19 protein-coding genes are annotated in these 23007 nt (G+C 67.5%); 14 read left to right on the top strand and 5 right to left on the bottom strand.

All coding sequences use genetic code 11. The annotated features are described in order from the left end of the window. The first annotated feature begins 7 nt into the window (after positions 1–7). Entirely contained in the window at positions 8–337 is a 330-nt protein-coding gene (locus ACLBV5_RS02240; protein WP_024352864.1) for an FAD assembly factor SdhE, read from the top strand. Further along, positions 337–3786: a transcription-repair coupling factor gene (gene mfd / locus ACLBV5_RS02235; protein WP_447604691.1), complete on the top strand. Its 3450-nt coding sequence runs from the start codon at positions 337–339 to the stop codon at positions 3784–3786. Before ACLBV5_RS02240 ends, mfd begins: the two co-directional genes overlap by 1 nt. Here mfd and ACLBV5_RS02230 read toward each other — a convergent pair. Continuing rightward, positions 3783–6059, bottom strand: a complete 2277-nt coding sequence (locus ACLBV5_RS02230; RefSeq protein WP_447604690.1) for a fused MFS/spermidine synthase — start codon at positions 6057–6059, stop codon at positions 3783–3785. The genes mfd and ACLBV5_RS02230 overlap by 4 nt on opposite strands. Before the next feature lie 73 nt (positions 6060–6132). Between ACLBV5_RS02230 and ACLBV5_RS02225 the strand changes: the two genes are divergently transcribed. Together ACLBV5_RS02225 and ACLBV5_RS02220 are read left to right on the top strand one after the other, a co-directional pair. Beyond that, the gene (locus ACLBV5_RS02225) at positions 6133–6627 is read left to right on the top strand and encodes a CinA family protein (RefSeq protein ID WP_447604689.1); all 495 of its coding nucleotides are present in this window, start codon (positions 6133–6135) and stop codon (positions 6625–6627) included. After that, positions 6624–6866, top strand: a complete 243-nt coding sequence (locus ACLBV5_RS02220) for a sulfurtransferase TusA family protein (protein ID WP_278068913.1) — start codon at positions 6624–6626, stop codon at positions 6864–6866. Before ACLBV5_RS02225 ends, ACLBV5_RS02220 begins: the two co-directional genes overlap by 4 nt. Here the strand turns inward: ACLBV5_RS02220 and ACLBV5_RS02215 are convergent. Continuing rightward, a complete protein-coding gene (locus ACLBV5_RS02215; RefSeq protein WP_447604688.1) occupies positions 6832–7722 on the bottom strand; it encodes a YihY/virulence factor BrkB family protein in 891 nt (296 codons plus the stop codon). The two genes, ACLBV5_RS02220 and ACLBV5_RS02215, sit on opposite strands and share 35 nt — an antisense overlap. A 221-nt stretch (positions 7723–7943) precedes the next feature. Between ACLBV5_RS02215 and ACLBV5_RS02210 the strand changes: the two genes are divergently transcribed. Next, the gene (locus ACLBV5_RS02210) at positions 7944–9251 is read left to right on the top strand and encodes a diguanylate cyclase domain-containing protein (RefSeq protein ID WP_447604687.1); all 1308 of its coding nucleotides are present in this window, start codon (positions 7944–7946) and stop codon (positions 9249–9251) included. 4 nt (positions 9252–9255) lie between these two features. Here the strand turns inward: ACLBV5_RS02210 and ACLBV5_RS02205 are convergent, their stop codons facing one another. Next, the gene (locus ACLBV5_RS02205) at positions 9256–10398 is read right to left on the bottom strand and encodes a bifunctional 2-C-methyl-D-erythritol 4-phosphate cytidylyltransferase/2-C-methyl-D-erythritol 2,4-cyclodiphosphate synthase (RefSeq protein ID WP_447604686.1); all 1143 of its coding nucleotides are present in this window, start codon (positions 10396–10398) and stop codon (positions 9256–9258) included. A gap of 66 nt (positions 10399–10464) precedes the next feature. Here ACLBV5_RS02205 and dusB point away from each other — a divergent pair, with 66 nt between their 5' ends. From dusB to ACLBV5_RS02170, 7 genes are all read left to right on the top strand, one after another. Beyond that, a complete protein-coding gene (dusB, locus tag ACLBV5_RS02200; protein ID WP_134580722.1) occupies positions 10465–11514 on the top strand; it encodes a tRNA dihydrouridine synthase DusB in 1050 nt (349 codons plus the stop codon). Further along, positions 11514–13763, top strand: a complete 2250-nt coding sequence (locus ACLBV5_RS02195; RefSeq protein WP_447604685.1) for an ATP-binding protein — start codon at positions 11514–11516, stop codon at positions 13761–13763. Before dusB ends, ACLBV5_RS02195 begins: the two co-directional genes overlap by 1 nt. A gap of 10 nt (positions 13764–13773) precedes the next feature. Next, entirely contained in the window at positions 13774–15180 is a 1407-nt protein-coding gene (gene ntrX, locus ACLBV5_RS02190) for a nitrogen assimilation response regulator NtrX (protein ID WP_025976988.1), read from the top strand. Continuing rightward, positions 15180–16040: a D-amino-acid transaminase gene (locus ACLBV5_RS02185; protein WP_447604684.1), complete on the top strand. Its 861-nt coding sequence runs from the start codon at positions 15180–15182 to the stop codon at positions 16038–16040. The genes ntrX and ACLBV5_RS02185 overlap by 1 nt, the downstream gene beginning before the upstream one ends. Positions 16041–16146: 106 nt before the next feature. Then, positions 16147–16392 (top strand): RNA chaperone Hfq, encoded by a 246-nt coding sequence (gene hfq / locus ACLBV5_RS02180; protein ID WP_003164861.1) that lies wholly within the window; start codon positions 16147–16149, stop codon positions 16390–16392. Beyond that, positions 16393–17706, top strand: a complete 1314-nt coding sequence (gene hflX / locus ACLBV5_RS02175) for a GTPase HflX (RefSeq protein ID WP_447604683.1) — start codon at positions 16393–16395, stop codon at positions 17704–17706. 7 nt (positions 17707–17713) lie between these two features. After that, positions 17714–19342 (top strand): Na+/H+ antiporter, encoded by a 1629-nt coding sequence (locus ACLBV5_RS02170; RefSeq protein ID WP_313632473.1) that lies wholly within the window; start codon positions 17714–17716, stop codon positions 19340–19342. 1 nt (position 19343) lies between these two features. On the opposite strand, the gene mazG is transcribed toward ACLBV5_RS02170, so the two are convergent. Both mazG and ACLBV5_RS02160 read right to left on the bottom strand, forming a co-directional pair. Further along, a complete protein-coding gene (gene mazG / locus ACLBV5_RS02165; protein WP_447604682.1) occupies positions 19344–20132 on the bottom strand; it encodes a nucleoside triphosphate pyrophosphohydrolase in 789 nt (262 codons plus the stop codon). Continuing rightward, positions 20133–21518 (bottom strand): MFS transporter, encoded by a 1386-nt coding sequence (locus ACLBV5_RS02160; protein WP_447604681.1) that lies wholly within the window; start codon positions 21516–21518, stop codon positions 20133–20135. A 118-nt stretch (positions 21519–21636) separates the two neighbouring features. Between ACLBV5_RS02160 and ACLBV5_RS02155 the strand changes: the two genes are divergently transcribed. Both ACLBV5_RS02155 and ACLBV5_RS02150 read left to right on the top strand, forming a co-directional pair. Then, positions 21637–22494 (top strand): D-alanyl-D-alanine carboxypeptidase family protein, encoded by an 858-nt coding sequence (locus ACLBV5_RS02155; protein ID WP_447604680.1) that lies wholly within the window; start codon positions 21637–21639, stop codon positions 22492–22494. After that, entirely contained in the window at positions 22491–22955 is a 465-nt protein-coding gene (locus ACLBV5_RS02150) for a hypothetical protein (protein WP_253121551.1), read from the top strand. The genes ACLBV5_RS02155 and ACLBV5_RS02150 overlap by 4 nt, the downstream gene beginning before the upstream one ends. Positions 22956–23007: the final 52 nt, after the last annotated feature.

The following is a 23007-nucleotide window of genomic DNA, read 5'->3' as shown; positions in this document are numbered from 1 at the left end:
AAACAGCGTGGCCGATATCGACGCACGTCCTGAGGACGCCCAGAACACCGACGACCGCAAGACGCGCCTGGGGCGCCTGTCCTTCCGCGCCTGGCGCCGGGGCTTTCGCGAGGCCGACATGGTGCTGGGGCCGTTCACCGACCAGGTCGCGCCGACGCTGAACGACGACGAATTGACCGAACTCGAGACCCTGCTGGATGAAGAGGATCAATACCTCTACGCCTGGATCATCGAGCGCGAACCGACCCCGCCTGAGTTCGACGGACCGATGATCGCCCGCATCCGCGCCTTCATGCGCGAGCACGTGGCGGCCGAAGTCGCCAAGGGCATCGGCTGATGGACGGCTCGCCGGCGCGGGCCGACATGGAGCTGGGCGGCGCGCCTGAGGGACTAGACGCCCTGATCGTCGCTGATCGCATCAAGGCGCAGGGCGGGACCGCCCTGTTCGTGGCGCGCGATTATCAGCGTACGGGAAACTTCATTCAGGCGTTTCGTTTTTTCGACAAGGATGTTGAAGTTCTTGAATATCCGTCTTGGGACTGCCTGCCTTACGACCGGCTGAGCCCAACGGCTTCGGTCGCCGCTCAGCGCATGGCGACGCTGACCCGGCTGGCGGCGCGCGATCCGGCGGACAGGACGCCGCTGCTGGTGGTCGCCACTGTCGCCGCCGCCGCCCAGCGCACGCCGCCGCGCAGCGCCGTGACCGGCGCGGGGTTCGCGGCCAAGGTCGGCGCCGATCTCGATACGGCTGCTCTGGAACGCTACGTTTCGACTAACGGCTATATGCGGGCCTCGACTGTGTCTGAGCGTGGCGAATACGCCATTCGCGGCGGGGTGATCGACGTCTTCCCGCCAGGCTTCGACGAGCCGGTCCGCCTCGACATGTTCGGTTCGGAACTGGAATCGATCCGCGCCTTCGATCCCGAGACCCAGCGCTCAACGCGCCAGCTGAAGGCGGTTTCCCTGTCGCCGGTGTCGGAGGTGCTGCTGGACGCCGACGCTATCTCGCGGTTCCGCAGCGGCTATCTAAACCTGTTCGGCGCGCCCGGCGACGAGCCGATGTACGCCGCCGTCAGCGAGGGCGCGCGCCGTCAGGGCGTCGAGCACTGGTTGCCCCTCTTCTACGACCGGCTGGATACGCTGTTCGATTATCTGCCAGACGCGGCGCCGGTTTTCCTAGACAGCCAGACGGAGCAGGCGCGCGCAGAGCGCTGGAACCTGACCGTCGACGCCTATGAGGCGCGCAAGGAGGCGGCGCGCGGCAAGGGCGGGGCCGCCTATCGCGCCCTGCCGCCCGCGCGGCTTTATCTGGACGAGGGCGACTGGAACAGCGCCCTGGCGGGTCGCGCCGTGCGTCGTCTGTCGCCGCTGGCCGCCGGTTCGGGCGAGGACGCAGGCGGCCGTCTGGGCCGCAGCTTCGCCGCCGAACGGTCGCAGGACAGCGTCAACCTGTTCGCCGCCGTGGCCCAGCACGCCGAGGCGCTGAAGGCGCAGGGCAAGCGCGTTCTGTTCGCCTCCTGGTCCGAAGGTTCGGCCGAGCGTCTGGCCGCCATGCTGGGCGATCACGGCCTGACGCACGTCGTGGCGGTGCGCGACTGGGACGACGTGCAAGTGGCGCCCGAGGGGGTCTATCTGCGCGCGGTGCTGCCGGTCGAGCACGGCTTCGTGACCGACGACCTGGCCGTCATCTCCGAGACCGACATCCTGGGCGACCGGCTGGCGCGGCCGAAACGCAAGCGGCGGGCGTCCAACTTCCTGGCCGAGGCCTCGGCTCTGACGGCGGGCGATCTGGTCGTCCACCTGGATCACGGCATCGGCCGCTACGAGGGCCTGCGCACGCTGGAGATCCAAGAGGCGCCGCACGATTGCCTGGAACTCCTCTACGCCGGTGAGAGCAAGCTGTACCTGCCGGTTGAAAACATTGACCTTCTGACGCGCTACGGCACAGACGCCGAAGGGGTTCAGCTGGACCGTCTGGGCGGCGCGGGCTGGCAGGCGCGCAAGGCCAAGGCCAAGGAACGCCTGCGCGCCATGGCCGAAGGACTGATCGCCCTGGCCGCCAAGCGCGCGCTGCGGGTGTCCGACGCAATCACGCCGCCCGCCGGTCTGTTCGACGAGTTCTGCGCCCGCTTCCCTTACGAGGAGACGGACGACCAACTGAACGCCATCGGCGACGTGCTGGAAGACCTGGGCAAGGGCACGCCGATGGATCGTCTGATCTGCGGCGACGTCGGCTTCGGCAAGACGGAGGTCGCCCTGCGCGCAGCCTTCGTCGTCGCCATGACGGGGCAACAGGTCGCCATTGTCTGTCCGACGACGCTGCTGGCCCGCCAGCACTTCAAGACCTTCAGCGAACGCTTCGCCGGTTGGCCGATCAAGGTGCGTCACCTGTCGCGCATGGTCACGGCCAAGGACGCCAACGAGACGCGCGCCGGCCTGAAGGACGGCAGCTTCGAGATCGTCGTCGGAACCCACGCCGTGCTGGCCGATCAGGTCGGCTTCAAGGACCTCGGCCTCGTCATCGTCGATGAGGAGCAGCACTTCGGCGTGAAGCACAAGGAGAAGCTGAAGTCCCTGCGGGCCGATGTTCACCTGCTAACCCTGACGGCCACGCCGATCCCGCGCACCCTGCAGATGGCGCTGTCGGGCATCCGCGAGATGTCGATCATCGCCACCCCGCCGGTCGACCGCCTGGCGGTGCGGACCTATGTGACGCCATGGGATCCGGTGCTGGTGCGCGAGGCCCTGCTGCGCGAGAAGTATCGCGGCGGCCAGGCCTATTACGTCGCGCCGCGCCTGAAGGACCTGCCGGACATCGAGCGATTCCTGCGCGAACAGGTGCCAGAGGTGAAGTTCGTCGTCGGCCACGGCCAGATGAGCCCGACCCAACTGGAGGAGGTGATGAGCGCCTTCTATGACGGGGAGTATGACGTGCTGGTCTCGACCACCATCGTCGAGAGCGGCATCGACATTCCGACGGCCAACACCCTGATCGTGCACCGTGCTGACATGTTCGGTCTGGCCCAACTGCATCAGATCCGGGGCCGCATCGGCCGTTCCAAGGCGCGGGCCTTCGCCTATCTGACGACCGATCCGACCAAGCCGCTGAGCCTGTCGGCCGAGCGGCGGCTGCAGGTGCTGCAGTCTCTGGACAACCTAGGCGCGGGCTTCCAACTGGCCAGCCACGATCTGGACCAGCGCGGCGGCGGCAATCTGCTGGGCGACGAACAGTCGGGCCACATCCGCGAGGTGGGCGTCGAACTGTATCAGCAGATGTTGGAAGACGCCGTCGCCGAACTGCGCGAGCAGGGCGAGGCGGCGCCGGATCGCGGCTGGTCGCCCTCGATCAATGTCGGCGCGGCTGTATTGATTCCAGAGGATTACGTCCCGGACCTCAACCTTCGCCTCAGCCTTTATCGTCGCCTGTCGGACGCGGAGAATATGGAGGATCGCGAGGCGCTCGCGGCCGAGCTGATCGACCGGTTCGGCCCGCTGCCGGACGAGGCGCAGCAACTCTTGCGGATCGTCGGCGTCAAGGCCAACTGCCGGACGGCCTGCATCGAGAAGATCGACATCGGGCCCAAGGGCGCGGTGCTGACGCTGCGCAACAACACCTTCCCCAACCCGATGGGCTTGGTGGGTCTGATCCAGAAGAACCACGCCTTCTGGAAGATCCGGCCGGACCAGAAGATCGTAGTGAAGGGCGAATGGCCCACGCCCGACGACCGTCTGAGGGTCGCCGAGCGCATCACCGCCGATCTGGCGCGGGTGGCGGGTGCGGCCTAGCCCGCGCGCCCCCTCATGCTGCGCACAAGGGCGCCGAACAGATTGACGTAGTCGTCGGTCCAGGGGCGCACTTCGGTCGGCTCCAGCTTGCGCCAGCGACCGTCGGCCTTGAAGTCGGCCAGACCGTCGGGCGTAGGCGAGATGACCAGGGCCTCTGTCGACGCTTCGGCCATCAGGGCGGCGTCGGGGTGCTCGATGTAGATCTGGTGCAGTTCGGTGGCGCCGAGTTCGCGCGCGGCGGCGACGGCGGGCAGGGTGATCTCCAGGTTGCGATTGGACAGGTGCAGCACCACGACGCCCGTCGGCTTCAGGAGCTTGAGATAGCCCTCGATCGCCTCGCGCGTTAGCAGATGGGTCGGCACCGCGTCGGATGAGAAGGCGTCGATGACCAGCAGATCGTAGGAGCGGGGAGCTTCCTTGTTCAGCGTCAACCGCGCATCGCCCAGGACGGTGCGGACCGGGCCTTGAGCGCAGTTCGAGATGAAGGTGAACCACTTTGGATCGCGCGACAGCCGGTCGACCATCGGATCGATCTCGAAGAAGGTCATCTGATCCGAGGCGCGCTTATAGGCCGCCATTGCGCCCGAGCCCTGACCCACCACGCCGATAACGGCGCCCGGGCCGCGGGCCTGGATCAGTTCGGCCGCCTGCCCGAGAGGCGTGGTCTCGGCATAGTACATGGTCGGGGCGCAGGCGAAGTCGGGGTTGCGCGCCTGGGCGCCGTGCAGGGTCGTGCCGTGCATCAGCACGTGAACGTCGCCGCCCATCTTGGGGTCGGGCGTGACTGCCACACGCATGACGCCGAAGAAGCTGCGCTCGGACAGGCTCCAGTCGTAACCGCGGCCGATGTAGTGGGCCGACAGCGTCATGGCGGCGACGACAGCCGTGAACATCAGCACGCGATCGCGGATCAGGAAGGCGCAGATGGCGGCGCCGCCGAGGATGATCTGCGCCGTTGCAGTCAGGCCGAAGTCGCTGAACACTGTGCGCAACGATGCATCATAGCGCATCATCTCGAACAGCAGCGGTACAGATACGGCGATCGTCAGGCCCGCCGTCATCAGCCAGACTTCATGTTTGGCGGGACGTCCTCCCAGCCACGGCCGCGCCAGACAGACCAGCACCATGACCAGCGGATATTCGAGCACGGTCTCGAACAGCGTCGGCGCCAGCAAGGCTGTGAATGCCCCGCCCAGCACCCCGCCCAGCGACATCAACAGGTAGAACTCGGTCAGCCGGTCCGGCGCCGGGCGTCGGGCGGCCAACTGCTGGTGGCACATCAGGGTCGTGAAGAAGAAGGCGGCCAGGTGCGCCCCCAGCAGCATCAGCCAATGCCCTGTCGTCATGCCGACCATGGCGCCGATCATCACGGTGAAGGTCGCCTGCAGGATCAGGCTGACGGACAGAGGAATCCACGGCCGCGTCTGGAAGGCGATGACGAAGGTCAGCAGGTAGAGCGCCAGCGGCGCGACCCACAGGAAGGGGGCCGAAGCCACGTCTGTCGAAAGGTGCGCAGTCACCCCCAGCATCAGGCTGGAGGGCGTAGCGGCCAGCAGGATCAGGATAATCTTGCGCGTCCAGGGGATTGGCGGGCTACGCTCGTCCGAGGCGGCGGTGCGCGCGGCGCCCAGACCGCGCGGCAGGAGGACCGCCAGCACCACGATCATGGCGGCGAAGACGCCGTATCCCACCGTCCAGCCGATCCTTTGCCCGGACAGGGACGCCAGCGGCTCGATCAGGACCGGATAAGCCAGAAGCGCCAGAAAGCTGCCGAGGTTGGAGGCGGCGTACAGCACATAGGGGTTGGCTCCGTCGGGGCGACCGACGCGAGCGCGCGCATACCAGGCCTGCAGCAGCGGCGCGGTGGCTGACAGTATGGCGAAGGGCGCGCCGACCGATAGCAACAGAGCTCCCAGCAGCCAGCCGATCGGGGCGGCTGGATCAGGATCCCCCAACGCCTCAGTAATGCTCAGCGGCAGGAAAACGGCCGCCGCCGTCAACAGCGCCAGATGCGTCACGGCCTGCCACCGGACCGACGGTATCCGTTGCAGCAGGTGGGCGTAGAGATAGCCCGCCAGCAGCGCCGCCTGGAAGAAGACCATGGCGGTGTTCCACACCGACGGCGATCCGCCCAGCAACGGCAGCACCAGCTTTGTCGCCATCGGCTGAACCAGGAAAACCAGGCTGGCCGAGGTGAAGATGGCGACGGCGAAGGCGGCAGGTGTTATCGCGTCGATCCTGCGATGCGCCGGGGACAGGACGTGTTCGGTCATGCGCTGCTTTTGACCTCGAGCGGGTGATTCCGCAGGTCGAGGCTAGGACGACTCGAGGATGGAGCGAATTCCCATGTTGCCGCAGGATATCGAGGCGACCGCTGGAAAGGTGATCGGCCATGCGATCAAGGCTGGTCTGATGATCGCTACGGCCGAAAGCTGCACCGGCGGGCTGGTGGCGGGCGCCCTGACGGCGATCGCGGGGTCTTCGGCCGTCGTGGATCGGGGCTTCGTCACCTATAGCAACGAGGCCAAGATGGAGATGGTGGGCGTGCCGCAGGACGTGCTGGCGCGTTTCGGGGCGGTGTCGGAACCGACGGCGCGGGCCATGGCCGAGGGAGCGAAGGCGCGCTCGCGGGCCCAGGTCGCGGTGTCGGTCACCGGCATCGCCGGGCCAGGCGGCGGCTCGGATGATAAGCCGGTCGGCCTGGTTCACTTCGCCATCGCGCGGGCCGACGGGTCCGTCGCCCATGTTGAAAAGCGCTTCGGCGCCATCGGGCGGGACCAAGTGCGGTTGGAAAGCGTGCGCGTGGCCTTGGGCCTGTTGCACGACGCCGTGGCGGGATGAGCGACCCGATCGTCGTCGACGCGCGCGGTCATAAATGTCCCGTGCCCAGCCTGAGGCTATGCAAGGCGATGGAGGGAGCCCGCGCGGGCGAGCAATGGACGTTGCTGGCGACCGATCCGATGGCGCGGATCGACGTACCCTTCCTGATGCAGGAGTTGGGCGGTCAGGTCATTGGGATCGAAGAGTCGGACGGCGTGCTTCAGATCACTGTCGAGAGCGGCGACGCTCGGACAGGCTGACAACCGTATCGGGATAGGCCTCGGGCGGGGGCAGGGCGGCGCGCTTTTCCCAGTCGATCTCCAGTTCCGTGGCGAAGGCGCCGCCATAGAAGACGGCGTTCACGTTCCACGATAGCCAGATCAGCAGCACCACCACGGCGCCGACCGAGCCGTAGGTCGCGCCCAGATGTACGATCTGCTCGACATAGATGGTGCACAGCCACGAGAAGAAGCTGGACATGACCGTGGCGACCAGGCCGCCGATGACGGCGGCCTTCCAGGCGACGCGCTTGGCGTGCGCCATGGCGTATCGATAGAGCATGGTCAGCCCCAGCCACAGCCCGAGAGCGGGCCACAAGCCATCGAGCGGCAGGGTCATCCAGCCGCCTGGTTGGTCGACATAGGCGTGCTCCATCAAGCGCGAGGTGACGACGGCGCCCGACACCACGGTGAACAGCACGAAGGCCGCAAGCGCGACCAGGAAGGCCAGCAGGTTGAACTTGAAAAAGCCCAGCGGCTTGGTCTCGTCGTGGATCAGGTTCAGCCCCGCCAGCAAGGCCTTGAAGCCCCGATGCGCGGCGTAGGCGCCGATCACCAGGGCGATCGCGCTCTGCAGCGACACGGTCCGCGCCGAAGTATTGGCCAGGCGGTCGATCTCGTTCAGGAACAGGGTGCGCGCGGCCGAGGGGATGACGTCCGCCAGCGCCGCCGCCTGCTCGCTCACCTGTCCTATCGTCAGGACGGCCTTATAGAAGCCGATCAGGATGGCGATGGCCGGGAACAGGGCCAGCAGGGCGAAAAAGGAAACCCCGCCGGTGTAGAGCATGACGTCCCGGCCCCAGCTTCTGGCGAAGGCGCGGCCTGCGAGGCGCGCCATGTGCACGGGCAGGTCCGCGAGCGGTAAGGGCTGGGTCAATCCAAGGCCTCGTCGTCGAACAAGCGGGGGGATTAACCCCATTCGGCATGAAGTTGGAACCCCTGATCCGTCGCCCGGCGATATGTCGCCTTGCCCATTGCGGGCGGCCGCTGCGCCGGTATCATGCCCCAAGGCTCGGATACGGCGGCGGGGGCGGCCGGTCGAAGCCAGGAGATCCTTGCTTGCATCCCAATCCGCGCGTGCTGGTCGTCGCCGGCGCTGACGACTCCCTGGATTCTCTGTGCGAAGGCCTGGATCAACTGGGTTGGCGAACCCTGACCGCGCGCGATCTCGATGCGGCTGTCCTGGCGCTGGACGACCTGACGATTGACGCCGCCGTGGTCGATACGTCGCTGCTGGACGCCTCGGCGATCGCGCGGCTGCGATCCGCGACCGACGCGCGCTATCTGACCATTCTCGGCGTCGGCGCGCCGAGCGGGGCCGGTCTCAACGGCTGCGATCTGACGCTGTCCAAGGCTCCGCACCCCGCTCAGGCGGCCATGCGTCTGGAGCAGATGACCCGTGCGGCGGTGGCGGAGGAAGAATTCGTTCTGCGCCAGGCCACGTTCAGCCAGCACGGCGTCAACCTGGCGGCGCCTGACATGGAATCGGCGCCGCTGAACATCCTGACGGCTGGTGCTGCAGATCGTCGCTTCCTGGCGCTTTCTAACGCCCTGGTGGCGTTGGGGGCTGAGGTGGTGGCGGCGCCGACGCCATATACTGCGTTTGACTATCTGCATGAGCGCGCGTTCGACGGCGCCGTGCTGTGGGGCGATCGCTCTCACGCGCCGGCCTTGGCGATCGCTGCGGGAATGCGCCGCAACACGCGTCTCTATCATATCCCGCTGACGCTCTACCTGCGGGACGAGGAGGCGGGGGAGGCCCTGGGCGACCTTTACCGGCGGGGGTTCGCCGACGTCGCCGATCCGACCACGCCGGAAGAAGACGCCGCAGCCCGCATTGTCGCGCTGGCGCGCAACCATCGCCGCCAGCAGGGACTGCGCCGGGCGCTGGATGCGGTGCGTAGCAGCGAACTGATGGACGCGGCGACGGGGCTGTTCAGCCGCGACCTCTTCGCCTCGCATCTGGCCCGACTGGCGGACGGCGCCCGACTGCGCTCGCGGCATTTGTCTGTGGGCGTTCTGCGCGTCGCGGAACGTCAGCAGTTGGGCGAGCTGCGGGCGGGCGGTTGGCTGGAGAAGGCCATGCCCCAGGTCGGCGCCATGGTGTCGCGCCTGGTGAGGGTCGAGGACACCGCTGCGCGCCTGTCGAGCGAGACGTTCGCACTGGCCTTGCCCGCCGCCGACGAAGCCTCGGCCCGCGTCACGGCTGAGCGGATCGCGGCCGTCATCGCCTGCACCGCCTTCGACGCCGGCAAGGATCGCCCTCCATTCGTCGTGGAACTGGACGTAGGGGTGGCCCAGTTGAGGCCCGACGACACAGCGCTGACCCTGCTTGAGCGAGCCGCCGCCGGACTGGCGCGCGTCTGAAGCCTTAGCCGGGCAGTTCGACCGAGGCGGCGGCCTGGGCCGCCAGACCTTCGCCGCGTCCCGTTAAGCCAAGGCCCTCGCTGGTGGTCGCTTTCACGCTGACGGCGTCCAGCGGCAAGTTCAGCAGATCCGCCAGGCGCTCGCGCATCGCCTGTCGATGAGGCTTCACCTTGGGCTGCTCGCAGATCAGGGTGACGTCCACGTTGACGATGCGCCCGCCGCGCGCCGCCACCCGCTCGGCCGCATAGACCAGGAAACGGTCCGAGGCGGCGCCCTTCCATTGCGGGTCGCTGGGCGGGAAATGGTCGCCGATGTCGCCGTCGGCGATCGCGCCAAGAATAGCGTCGGTCAGGGCGTGCAGGCCCGCATCGGCGTCCGAATGGCCGATCAGGGTCTGGTCGTGCGGAATCTCGACCCCGCACAGCCAGACCGACGAACCGGGGCCCCAGCGATGGACATCGAAGCCCTGTCCGATGCGAACGACAGTGCGGGGAGCGGCGAGCGCCTCGGCCATGGCGAAGTCCTCAGGGTAGGTCAGTTTCAAAAGGCGGGGATCGCCGGGGATCAAGCGGACGCGGCCGCCGGCGCGCTCGACCACGGCGGCTTCGTCGGTCGCCGTCTCATTGTTCGGCCATGCGGCATAGGCGTCGCGGATGGTCTTCAGGCGGAAGGCCTGCGGCGTCTGGGCGCGCCAGAGGTTGTCGCGATCGACGCCGCCGACAATGAAATCATCCTCGGCGCGACGCAGGCTGTCGGCGACGGCAAGGGCGGGCAGGGCGCCGTCGGCGTCCTTAAGGCCCTGCAGCAGCGCCTCTATGATGTCGGCGCTCAGGAACGGCCGGGCGGCGTCGTGGATCAGCACGGGCTCGGCGTCATCCGCCGTCAGCGCCGACAGGCCGGCCTGAACCGAGGCGGCCCGGGTCGCGCCGCCGGGCACGGCGCGCCAGCCGGACAGCGCGGCCAGAGCCGTCTGAGCCATCGGCGCGGCGTCGGCGGCGATCACCACCACGACCTCACGCGCGCCGGCCTTCAGCAAAGCCTCGACCGACCAGGCGATGACCGGGCGTCCGGCGACGACGCGCCACTGCTTGGCGCCTCCGGCCCGCGAACCCGAACCGGCGGCGACGACAATCGCTGAGAATCCCATGACGGCCTTCTAGGCGTCCCGGTTCCGCTTGACGAGAGGGGGCGCCTTCGGTGCTAAGGGAGCCGTATGAAGACTGGCCTGCAAATTGGGGACGTAAGGATCGACGGGCGGGTGCTGATGGCGCCTATGACCGGGATCACGGACCTGCCGTTCCGGGTGCTGGCCTCGCAGCTGGGCGCCTCTTACGTGGCGACCGAAATGGTGGCGGCGGCCGAGTTGGCGCGCGCGCGGCCGGACGTGGTGCGGCGCGCCGCCGTCGGCGGGGGCCTGCCGCTGACGGTGATCCAGCTGGTCGGCGGCGACGCCGAGGCGATGGCCGAGGGCGCGCGTATGGCGCAGAAGGCCGGCGCCGACATCATCGATCTGAACTTCGGCTGTCCGGCGAAGGAAGTCACCGGCGCCGCCTGCGGCTCGGCCCTGATGCGGACGCCGGATCAGGCGGCGCGGATCATGGAGGCGGTCGTACAAGCCGTCAGTCGGCCGGTGACGGTCAAGATGCGGCTCGGCTGGGACGACAACAGTCTGAACGCCGCCGATCTGGCGCGTCGGGCCGAGGGGCTGGGCGTGGCGGCGGTGACGGTGCACGGCCGCACCCGCAAGCAGTTCTACACCGGGATCGCCGACTGGGACGCGGTAGCCGAGGTGAAGCAGGCGGTAGGCGTTCCCGTCATCGTCAACGGCGACATCATCACCGCTGAACAGGCGCGCGAGGCCTTGGCGCGATCCGGCGCCGACGCCCTGATGCTGGGTCGAGGCGTCTATGGGCGGCCGTGGCTGGCCGCGCATCTGGAGCGCGCCCTGATCGACGGGACGCAACTGCGCGAGCCGGATCGGGAGGAACGGCTGGCGATCGTCATCCGGCATCTGCGGGCGTCGGCTGACTTCTACGGCCTGCCGCTGGGGCTGAAGATGTTCCGCAAACATCTGGGCTGGTACATCGAACAGGCGCCCTGGCCGGCCGATCCAACCGAGCGACGAGCGGCCAAGGCGCGTCTTTGCCGGCTGGAGACGCCAGAGGAGGTCGAGGAGGCGCTGACGGCGCTGTGGCTTGATGTGAAGCATTCTCGCAACTTGGCTGTTGAAAATAAGCCACAGGTGGTTGAAGCTATCGCTTGATGTCGAACCCCGCCGCCCCGGCTGATCACCACAACTCGGAGCTTTCGCTCTGGGGGCGGTTGGCTGGCGGTCGGGCGCGCGCCCTGTTCGGCACAGCCTATGCGATCGCCTTCATCGTCACGGCGGCGGCGATCTGGCTGGTCGCCATCGCGCCCGGCGCGACCGTCGGCGGAGATGCGCGCTCAGCGGCCAGTCAGGCCGTGCTGTTCATCTTGCTGGCCAATCTGGTCCTGATCTTCGGACTGGCCTTTGTGATCGGCGGTCGGGTGCTGCGCCTGTTCCGTAACCGCTACAACCCGGGCGCGCGGCTGCATCTGCGCTTTGTGACCCTGTTCTCGCTGGTTTCGGTCGTGCCCGCCGTTCTGATCGCCCTGGTGTTCGGGGTCCTGGTCAACCGCGGCGTCGATCAGTGGTTCAGCGCCAATGTCCAGTCGGCGGTCAGGAACGGGGCCGAGATCGGCCGGGCCTATGTCGCCGACGTCGGCAGCGGACTTGAGGCGGACATGGAGACCATGTCCACCGAACTGGGCGGGGTGCGGGGCCTGTTCGACAACCGTATCCAGTTTTCCCGCGCCCTGGCTCAGATCGGCGACTTCTTCGGCTATCCGGCGCTTTATATCTTGGACGAGAACGGCCGCGTGCTAGCCAGTGGCGAGCGGCCCGGGGCCCCGCCTTATGTCGCGCCGCCCCGCGAAGCCTTGGAGACGGTCGCGGGCGGCGAGGTGGCCCCCACGACGGTGACGGAGAACCCCGACACGGTTCGCGCCCTCTATCCGCTGCCTGACTATGGCGACGCCTATCTCTACGTCGTGCGCCCGTTGGCGCCGGGCCTGATCCAGCGGATGCGCAACGGCGAGGAATCCATCACCGCCTATCGCGAGGCCGAGGAAAGCCGCGCCCGCATCCAGGCGGCTTTCGCCCTTAGCTATCTCGAGACGGCCCTGCTGGTGCTGGTCGGCGCGGTGTGGCTAGCCATGTCGGCGGCCAGTTCGATTTCGGCGCCGATCGGGCGATTGGTCCGGGCGGCCGACCAGGTCGCCGGCGGCGATCTGGACGCAAGGGTCGACAATGCCGAGGCGCCGGCAGAGCTGATCGTCCTGTCCGAAGCGTTCAACCGCATGACGCAGGACATCAAGACCCAGCAGGCCGCCTTGAAGACCGCGTCCGACGAGGCTCAGGCCCGAAGCCTGTTCATTGAAACCGTGCTGTCGGGCGTCAGCGCGGGCGTCATCGGTCTGGATCGCAAGCGCCGCATCTCGGCCATCAACGACAGCGCCAGCTATCTGTTGGGGCTGGACGCCGAGCATGTGCAGGGACGGCGGCTGGCCGAGGTGGCGCCGGAATTGGGCGAGCTGTCCGAGCGCGGCGAGGCCCATATCGAAGAAGACATCGACATCGACCGCAACGGCGATGCCCTGCGCCTGCGGGTCCGGATCGAAGGCGGGCAGGGCGGCGAGATGGTGCTGACCTTCGACGATATCACGCGTCTGGTCACGGCCCAGCGCAACGCCGCCTGGCGCGATGTGGCGCGGCGCATCGCCCATGAAATCAAGAACCCGCTGACCCCGATCCAGCTGTCGGCCGAACGCTTGCGTCGCCGCTATCGCGAGCAGGTCGGCGAGGATGTCGAAGTCTTCGATCGCTGTACCGAGACCATTATCCGCCAGGTCGGCGATATCGGACGGATGGTGGACGAATTCTCGTCCTTCGCGCGGATGCCCGCGCCTCGTTTCTCACGCGAGAACCCGGCCGAAATGCTGCGCGAGGCGGTGTTCGCCCAGCGCGTTGCGGCGGGGGATATCGGCGTCGATCTGATCGAGCCCCTGCCGGACGTCGTGATGCAGGCTGACGGTCGCATGGTGCGTCAGGCCCTCGCCAACATCCTGAAGAACGCAGGCGAGGCGGTGGCCGGTCGACGCGAGCGGGACGGGGTGACGGAGCCCGGTCTGGGCATCATCGCCCGTCTGACGGTCGAGGACGGTTTCGCGTCCTTCGTCATCGAGGACGACGGCGTCGGCCTGCCGGCCAAGGATCGGGACCGGCTGACCGAGCCCTATGTGACCACGCGCGAGAAGGGGACGGGCCTGGGCCTGGCCATCGTCAAGCGCATTTGTGAAGACCACGGCGGAGAGCTGAAGCTGGCCGACGCCGAAACCTTGTCAGGCGCGCGCGTGTGCCTGACCTTCCCCCTGAGCCAGGATCATAAGGCCGTCGCTCGCGCGTCTAGCGCGATGCGGACGGCGGAGTAAGAGAGGCGTCATGAAAAGCACCGGTGCCGACATTCTGGTCGTCGACGACGAAGCCGATATCCGCGAGCTGGTTTCCGGCCTGCTGGAGGACGAAGGCCACGCGGTCCGCACGGCCGCCAACTCGGACGAGGCCCTGGCCGCCATCAAGGCGCGCAAGCCTTCGCTGGCGGTCCTGGACATCTGGATGCAGGGCGGCGGACTGGACGGCCTGGAATTGCTGGATGTCGTGCGCGAACTGGATGAGGACCTGCCGGTCGTCATGATTTCGGGTCACGGCAATATTGAAACGGCGGTCAGCGCCCTGAAGCGCGGCGCCTATGACTTCATCGAAAAGCCGTTCAAGTCCGACCGGCTGGTGGTGGTGGTCGAGCGGGCGCTGGAAGCGGCGTCCCTGAAGCGCGAGAACCGTCGCCTGCGCGCCCAGACCCTGACGCCCACCGGCCTGATCGGCAAGTCTGTAGCGGCGCAGGCGCTGCGCAGCACCATCTCCAAGGTGGCGCCCGCCAACAGCCGCATCCTCATCGCCGGGCCCCCGGGCTCGGGCAAGGAACTGGTCGCGCGCCAGATCCACGACGCCAGCCCGCGCGCCAGGGCCGAGTTCGTAGCGATCTCGGCCGCCGGGATGACGCCCGAGCGCCTTGACGTGGAACTGTTCGGGGAAGAAGGCGGCGATGGGCGCCCGCGCAAGATCGGCGTCTTTGAACAGGCTCATAACGGCACCCTGTTCCTGGACGACGTGGCCGACATGCCCCGCGAGAGCCAGAGCCGTATCCTGCGCGTTCTGGTCGAGCAGCGGTTCCGCCGCGTCGGCGGCGAGCAGGATGTTCAGGTCGACGTGCGGGTCATCAGCTCGACCTCGCGCGATCTGCGTCTGGAGATCAGCGAAGGGCGCTTCCGCGAGGACCTGTTCCACCGCCTGAACGTGGTGCCGATTCGCGTTCCGCCGCTGTCCGAACGTCGCGAGGATATCAGCGAACTGGTCGAGTATTTCGTCGATAACCTTTCCGCGTCGCAGGGGCTGCCGCATCGCCGCATCGCCGATGACGCCCTGGCTGTGCTGCAGGTCCACCCGTGGCCCGGCAACGTCCGACAACTGCGCAACAATGTCGAACGCCTGCTGATCCTGGCGACCGGGACGGCGGACGAGCCGATAACGGCGGACATGCTGCCGCAGGAGGTGGCGTCGTCCGCCAGCCCCGCCTCGCTGAGCGCCGATCGCATCATCGCCCTGCCGCTGCGTGAAGCCAGGGAGGTGTTCGAGCGGGAATATCTGTCGGCGCAGATCATGCGCTTCGGCGGCAACATCTCGCGCACGGCCGCCTTCATCGGCATGGAGCGGTCGGCGCTGCATCGCAAGCTTAAGTCGCTGGGCGTGTCGCCCGCACGCGGCGGAGACGAAGAAGGAGAGGGCGCCTGATGTCCAGGGTCGCCTATGTAAACGGCGTTTATCAGCCGCACGGTCAGGCCGTGGTTCACATCGAGGATCGCGGGTTTCAGTTCGCCGATGGCGTCTATGAGGTTTGGTCGGTGTTTGACGGCAGGCTGGCTGACTATCAGGGCCACCTGAGCCGGTTGGCGCGCAGCCTGACCGAGCTGCGCATCGACATTCCCATGTCGGCCCAGTCGCTGGGCATCGTGCTGCGCGAGACGATCCGCCGGAACCGGGTGCGCAACGGCATCGTCTATATCCAGATCACGCGCGGCACGGCGCCCCGCGATCACGCCTTCCCGACAGACGTGGCGCCCAGCGTCATCATCACCGCCAAGTCGATCGACCTGAAGAAGGGCGAAGCCCTGGCGGCCAAGGGGGCGGCAGGCGTCACGCATCCGGACCTGCGCTGGGGCCGTTGCGACATCAAGACCGTCGGCCTGCTGCCCAACGCCATCGCCAAACAGGCGGCTCGCGAGCGCGGGGCCTATGAGGCTATCCTGTTCGACGAAATGGGCATGGTGACCGAGGGCTCCTCGACCAACGCCTGGATCGTTGACGAGAACGGCAAGCTGCGGACCCGCGACACTCAAGCCAACATCCTGCGCGGCATCACCCGCGCGGCGATCCTGAAGCTGGTGGAGGCGGAAGGCATCGAACTGGAAGAGCGCGCCTTCAGCGTCGAGGAGGCCAAGCGCGCGCGTGAAATCTTCGTCACGGCGGCCAGTTCTTTCGTCATGCCGATCGTGTCTCTGGACGGGGTCCGCATCGGCGAGGGCAAGCCCGGCCCGGTGGCGACCCGTTTGCGCGAGATTTATCTGGAACAGGCGCGCCGCGAGGCCATTTAAGGCGTTGCCGCACCGGCGAGGGGGTGGCTAAGGTCGCTGACGCGGGCGGCGCGTCCGCCTCGGCCTCCCTGCCGATGAAAAAGACCAAGAACAGGATCAACCTGCCATGTCGCAAGACAAACGACAGAACCTTCAGGACACCTTCCTGAACAGCGTCCGCAAGACGAAAACTCCGCTGACCATCTTCCTGGTGAACGGCGTCAAGCTTCAGGGCATTGTGACCTGGTTCGACAACTTCTGTGTGCTTCTGCGTCGGGACGGCCAGTCGCAACTGGTGTATAAGCACGCCATCTCGACCATCATGCCGTCCGCGCCCGTGCAGTTGTACGAGCCCGACGCCGAAGAAGACTGATTGACCTCCAAACTCATTGACCACGCCGTCCCGCTGATCCGGGCCGTCGTTATCCATCCCGACCGTCGCGGCGACAATGCGCGCCACGCTTCCGAACGCCTGGAAGAAGCCGTGGGCCTGGCCCAGGCGCTGGATCTTGATGTCCGAGCGCAGGAGATCGTTCGCCTGCGCTCCGTCACGCCCGCCACCCTGATCGGACGAGGCAAGCTGGAAGAAATCGGGGCCCTGATCCTGGCGGCCGACGCCGAGGCGGTCGTCGTCGACGACCAGCTGACTCCGGTGCAGCAGCGCAACCTGGAACGGTTCTGGGACATCAAGGTCATCGACCGGACCGGGCTGATCCTCGAGATCTTCGGCCGTCGCGCCCGCACGCGTGAAGGTCGCCTCCAGGTCGAGCTGGCCCGGCTGGAATACGAACGCTCGCGCCTTGTCCGCACCTGGACCCACCTGGAGCGCCAACGCGGCGGCACGGGCGGCGTCGGCGGTCCCGGCGAAACCCAGATCGAGCTGGACCGGCGGATGATCGCCGACCGCATCGTCCGGTTGAAGGCCGAACTGGAAGAGGTGCGCCGCACGCGCGGCCTGCACCGCAAGGCGCGCAAACAGGTCCCGTTCCCGTCTGTCGCCCTGGTCGGTTACACCAATGCTGGGAAGTCCACGCTGTTCAACCGGCTGACCGGGGCCGAGGTGATGGCCAAGGACCTGCTGTTCGCCACCCTGGACACCACCCAGCGCACCATCCGCCTGCCGCAGGGGCGTCCGGCCATCATCGCCGACACCGTGGGCTTTGTCTCCGACCTGCCGCACGAACTGGTCGAGAGCTTCCGCGCCACGTTGGAGGAGGTGGGCGAGGCGGACCTGATCCTGCACGTGCGCGACATCGCCTCGCCCGACAGCGCCGCCCAGGCCAAGGACGTCGAGACGGTGCTGGAGCAGATCCCGACGCCGGAAGGCAAGACGCGCCGCATCCTTGAGGTCTGGAACAAGATCGACCTGCTGGAACCAGAGACGCGGGAAACCGTGGGCGGTCAGGCCGAACGTCTGGCGCGCGAGGGATCGGCGGTGGCTGTGTCCGCGTGGACAGGCGAGGGGATCGAGGCGCTTCGCGAAACCATCGCAGCCCTGATCGACGACGACCCCGAGACGCAGCTTACGGTCGAACCGCATCGCGGCGACCTGCTGGCGTGGCTCTACGCCAACGGCCGGGTGACGGGGCGCGAGACGGATGATGACGGCCGGGTCCATCTGACGGTTCGACTGCATCCCGCCGCGCTGGGGCGACTTGAACGGTTGTATCCGGACGTGATCGACTGATCCCGTCATGCACCTGATCGAGACCATCCTCTTCCTGTTGCTGGCCGTGGTGCTGTCGGGATGGGTGGCTCGCATCACGCGCATCGCCCTGCCTCTGGTGCAGATCGCGCTGGGGGCCGGGGTGGTGCTGATCACCGGCGAGTCGGTCGATCTGAAGCCGGACGTCTTCTTCCTGCTGTTCCTTCCGCCGCTGCTGTTCGTGGACGGCTGGCGCATCCCCAAGGAGGCGCTGTTCCGCGACCGGGTGGTGATCCTGGAACTGGCGCTGGGACTGGTGGTCTTCACCGTTCTGGGGCTGGGCTTTCTGATCCACTGGATGATCCCGACCATGCCCCTGGCGGTGGCCTTCGCCCTGGCGGCCATCCTGTCGCCGACCGACCCGATAGCCGTCCAGGCCATCGCTGGGCGGGCGCCGATACCCAAGCGGCTGATGCACATCCTGGAAGGCGAATCGCTGCTGAACGACGCCAGCGGCCTGACCTGCATGCGGATCGCCGTGATCGCGGCGACGACAGGCGCCTTTTCCCTGAGCAGCGCTTTTGGGACCTTCGCCTGGCTGGCTCTGGCGGGCGTGGCGGTCGGCATCGGCGTCACCCTGGCTATAGGGCTGGTGAAGGCCTTCATCAGCCGTCGCTGGGGCGAGGATGTCGGCGGCCAGATCCTGATCAGCCTGCTGATGCCCTTCGCGGCCTATCTGGCGGCGGAAACCATCCATGCTTCGGGCATCCTGGCGGCGGTGGCGGCGGGCGTGACCATGAGCTTCGCCGAGCGGCAGGGATCGGCCCTGGCCGCGACCCGCATTCGCCGCGCCGTGGTGTGGGACACGGTCCAGTTCGTCGGCAACGGCCTGATCTTCGTCATCCTGGGCGAGCAGATGCCCTCCATTATGGCGCGCGCGGCCGAGGTGATCCGCACGACCCAGCACAGCGAACTATGGTGGCTGGCCGTTTACGTCTTCGCCATCGTCGCGGCCCTGGCCGCGTTGCGCTTCGTCTGGGTGTGGACCTCGCTGAAGCTGACCCTGTTCCGCCGCAAGGGCCGTCGCGCCCAGCCCAAGGTCGGTTTGAGGCTCGTGGCGGTCATGTCTCTGGCGGGCGTGCGCGGAGCGATCACCCTGGCCGGTATCCTGACCTTGCCCTTGTATCTGGGCGACGGGTCGCCGATGCCGGCGCGCAACCTGGCCATCTTTCTGGCGGCGGGCGTGATCATCGTCTCGCTGGTGCTGGCGACCATCGCCCTGCCGCGCCTGTTGAAAGGCGTCCAACTGCCGCCCGAGGATGACCATGAGGCCGAGGAAAACCGCTCTCGTGTCGCCGCCGCCTGGGCCGCCATCCGCGCCATCGAGGACGCCCAGCACTTGATGGCCGAGGGCAAGGCGGACCCCGACTTCTACACCGAAACCGCGACACGGGTCATGGAGGTCTATCGGCACCGCATCGACATGCGCGCCAGCATGGAGGATGACGCCGTGGTCCAGGCTCGCCGCTCCGATGACATCGAGCGCCGCCTTCGACTGGCAGGGCTTGCCGCCGAGCGAGAGGAACTGGTCCGCCTCGGCCGCCAACGGCTCATTGATGAAGAAACGGCCCGCAAGCTGATCCGCGAGATCGACCTGCAGGAGTTGCGCTACATCTAGCTCAGGCTCGCTCGGCCGCCTTTGCGGCGTCCCACAGGGCGTCCATTTCTGGCAGGTCGGACTGTTCCGGCGTACGGCCGTCCTTTTTCAGCTCGGTTTCAATGAACGCGAAGCGACGCACGAATTTTGCGTTGGCGGCGCGCAGGGCGTCTTCCGGTTCGACTTCCAGTTTGCGGGCCAGGTTGGCGACCACGAACAGCAGGTCGCCCAACTCTTCACGCGCCTTGTCCTTGTCGCCCGCCGCGATTTCGGCGCGCAGTTCCTCGACCTCTTCAGCCAGTTTGTCGAACACCTCGTCGGTCGAGGGCCAGTCGAAGCCGACGCGGCCTGCGCGCTTGGTCAGCTTGGCGGCGCGGGTCAGGGCGGGCAGGCCGACCGGCACGTCGTCCAGCACGCCATGCTGTTCCTTGGCCTTGCGCTCGGCGGCCTTGATGTCTTCCCAGCGGGCCTTCTGGGCCGGGCCGGTGGCCTTGGCGGCCTCGTCGCCGAAGACGTGCGGATGGCGCCGGACCAGCTTGTCGGCCATAGCCTCGGCCACGTCCTCCAGCCGGAAATGTCCGGCCTCCTCGGCCATGCGCGAGTGGAAAACGACCTGGAACAGCAGGTCGCCCAGTTCGACTCTCAGCTCGTCCATGTCGCCGCGCTCGATGGCGTCGGCGACCTCATAGGCCTCCTCGATCGTATAGGGGGAGATGGTCTGAAAGGTCTGCTCCACGTCCCACGGGCAGCCGCCGTTCGGATCGCGCAGGCGAACCATGATCTCTTTCAGGCGGTCGACGGGATGGGTCATTCAGGCGTGTCCGGCGTCTCTTTGCGCCAGGGCGGCGCGGATTTCATCGTGCCGCTGAGCGGTCAGGGGATAGCCCTTCAGCACCCAGGCGGTGGCCGCCAATAGCAGGCCCGGCACGGCGATGAACAGGATCTGCAGGATCAACAGCGAGAAGTCGCTGTTCCCCTCTGGCCCCGGCAGAGGTTTGAACCCGACCAAGGGCAGGATTGCGTAGGGCAGCAGGGCGAAGACGTGTCCCATCTTGGTCGTGGCCGACAGAATGGAGAACATCAGGCCGGTGCGGTCCACGCCCGTCTCCAGCCGCACCTCGTCGCCGGCGTCCGCCATCATGGCGCGCAGCAGGAACAGGCCCGCCGCATAGGGCAGGCCGGCGATGAACATGGCGACCGCCGTCAGGGCGAAGTTCCCGCCTGGAACCAAGGTCGCGCCTACGTAGAAGACGGCGAAGATCAGGCTGGCCACGGCCAGGGCGCGATCCTTGCCGATCCGGGTCGCCAGCCAGGCCCAGATGGGCGCGCCTACCAGCCCGGCCATGAAGTAGATCAGCATGAACAGCGACGCCTGGGTGTGGTCGTAACCCTTGATCTGTCCGAAGAAGAAGAACAGCAGCGACCCGGTGATGCCCGGCGCAATGCCCAGCAGCAGGTCGGCGATCAGCAGCTTGCGCACCGTCTTCATCCTGAACAGGGCCAGATAGGCGCGCGGACCGCCGTGCGGCGCGGCGCCTGCGTTGACCGGCTCGGGCACGGCCGCCATCGCCAGGCCGATGGTCAGGGGCAGGGCGATGATGATGGCCCAGCCCATGATACGCACCCCGTCGACGTAGTCCCCCAGGCCCGTCTTCACCACGATGGTCGGCAGGATCAGGATCAGGATCACGCCGATGATGTTGAACACCTGCCACCAGCCATAGACGCGGCTGCGCTGGTCGTACTGAGGCGCCAGAACGGCGGCCCAGCCCAGCTGGCCCAGCGTTCCCATCGAAAAACCGAGGTAGAGCACCAGCAGCCAGGCGAACAGGTAGATCGGCCCGGCGCCCGGCTGGACCGTCACGAACATCATCAGCGCGGCCAGCATCAGGATGGGCGTCGCCACGGCCATCCATGGGCGATAGCGGCCCAGCCGCGTGCGCGTCCTGTCCATGCCCCAGCCGATAAAGGGGTCGAAGACGATATCGATCAGCCGCACCGCCATGAAGACAGCCGCCACCATGCCCATCTCGATCCCGACATGGGTGGCGTAGAACTCCGGCAGGGTGACGGGCAGGGCCACGCCAAATGCCGCCAGCGGCAGGCACGGCCCTGAGAAGGCGGCCAGGATGGCGTTGGAGCGGCGCGGCGCGTCGGGCGCAGCTGTGGCGGACGAAGGCGCGGCGGTTGCGGTCATGCGGTCACAGCCCGGTCGCGGCGCGAGTCGGCCGCAATCCTCAGCATGCAGGTTTTCGGCGCAGGCGCGAAGACCGCGAGGGCTTGCGGCGACTCTCATCCTGAGGCCTGCTGCGGGCATGTGGAAAGCGTCTGCCTTCGTTATCGCCGCCTTGGCCGCCGCCGTCGCCGGACAGGCTTACGCCGAGGCGCCCGAACCCGCACCGACCGCCCAGATCTGCGACCGGGCGCCCGGCGCCTGGGACGATACGGCCGAGGCGAACGCCATCTCTCTCTATGCGCTTGAGTGGGTTCCGTTCGGGCCGTCGGAACTGGGCTGGGAAGCCTATGTGCCGCTGATCCAGCATGAGGTCGGCTCGCCCTGCGATCCGACATCGGCAGGGTTCGCGGAGGCCTTGGCGGGGTTTCAGGGGCGTTACGGACTGGCGGCCAGCGGGCGCTTCGATCAGGCGACGTTTCAGGTGTTGCGGGGCCTGTGGCAGGAGCGGCGGCCCTTTGTCATGGCGCGGGTGAGGGGAGAGTGCCCTGATCCGCCGCCCGTCTCCGACCTGGCCTATCTGACGACAGGCGAGGAACACGCCGAGCGTCTGACGCGCCTGCTGCGTCGCGACGTGCTGGACGCCTATCGCGCGATGGCCGCGGCGGCGCGCGCCGAAGTCCCCGAGATCGCCGCCGAGCCGGAACTGCTGCGCGTCTTCTCGTCCTTTCGCGACCCGGAGGCCGACGCCTCTAGATGCGCGCGCGACGGCAATTGCGACGGCCTGCGCCGCGCCGTCTGCTCGCCCCACCGGACCGGCACGGCGCTGGATCTGTATGTCGGCCACCTGCAGGGCATGGGGGTCGATTCCACCGATGTTCACAGCCGCCGCCACATGAGCCAGACGCCGACCTATCGCTGGCTGGTCAAGAACGCCGGGCGGTTCGGCTTCGTGCCCTACGTCTATGAGCCCTGGCACTGGGAGTGGGTCGGTCGATGATCCGCCCCTTGGCGCACGGCGAAGCGGCGCTGGCGCGCGAGGTGTTCGGACGCGACCTGCGGCTGGACGACATCCGCTTTCTGGGCTCGCCCTGGCCGTTCGATCGCGCCTTCGTGCCGGGGCGCTGGTTTGGACGTCACTGGATCGTCTGGCCCAGTGCGACGCTGGCGCCGGACCTGTCGCAGGCGCCGCTAAGAACGCAGGCGGTTTTCATCCACGAACTGGTTCATGTCTGGCAGGCGCAGAACGGCGTCAATCTGCTGACCGGCAAGCTGAAGGCGGGCGACGGGCCGGGCGCCTACGCTTATCCGGTTGATGACCGCTGTGAATGGATCGGCCTGAACATCGAACAGCAGGCCATGGTGGTCGAGCATCGCTTTCTGCTGTCGCGAGGCGCGCGGGTTCCGGGCGAGCCGGCGTTCTATCAGCGCATCTGCCCCATCGGCCTGGAGGATTCTTGATGGAGCCTCTTGCCGCTCCGGATAGAGCGCCTAGATTAGGCACCAACACAGT

Source organism: Brevundimonas sp. M1A4_2e (assembly GCF_053345555.1).
The sequence above is the reverse complement of the archived record's forward strand: the minus strand, read 5'-3'. Positions and strand labels throughout refer to the sequence as shown.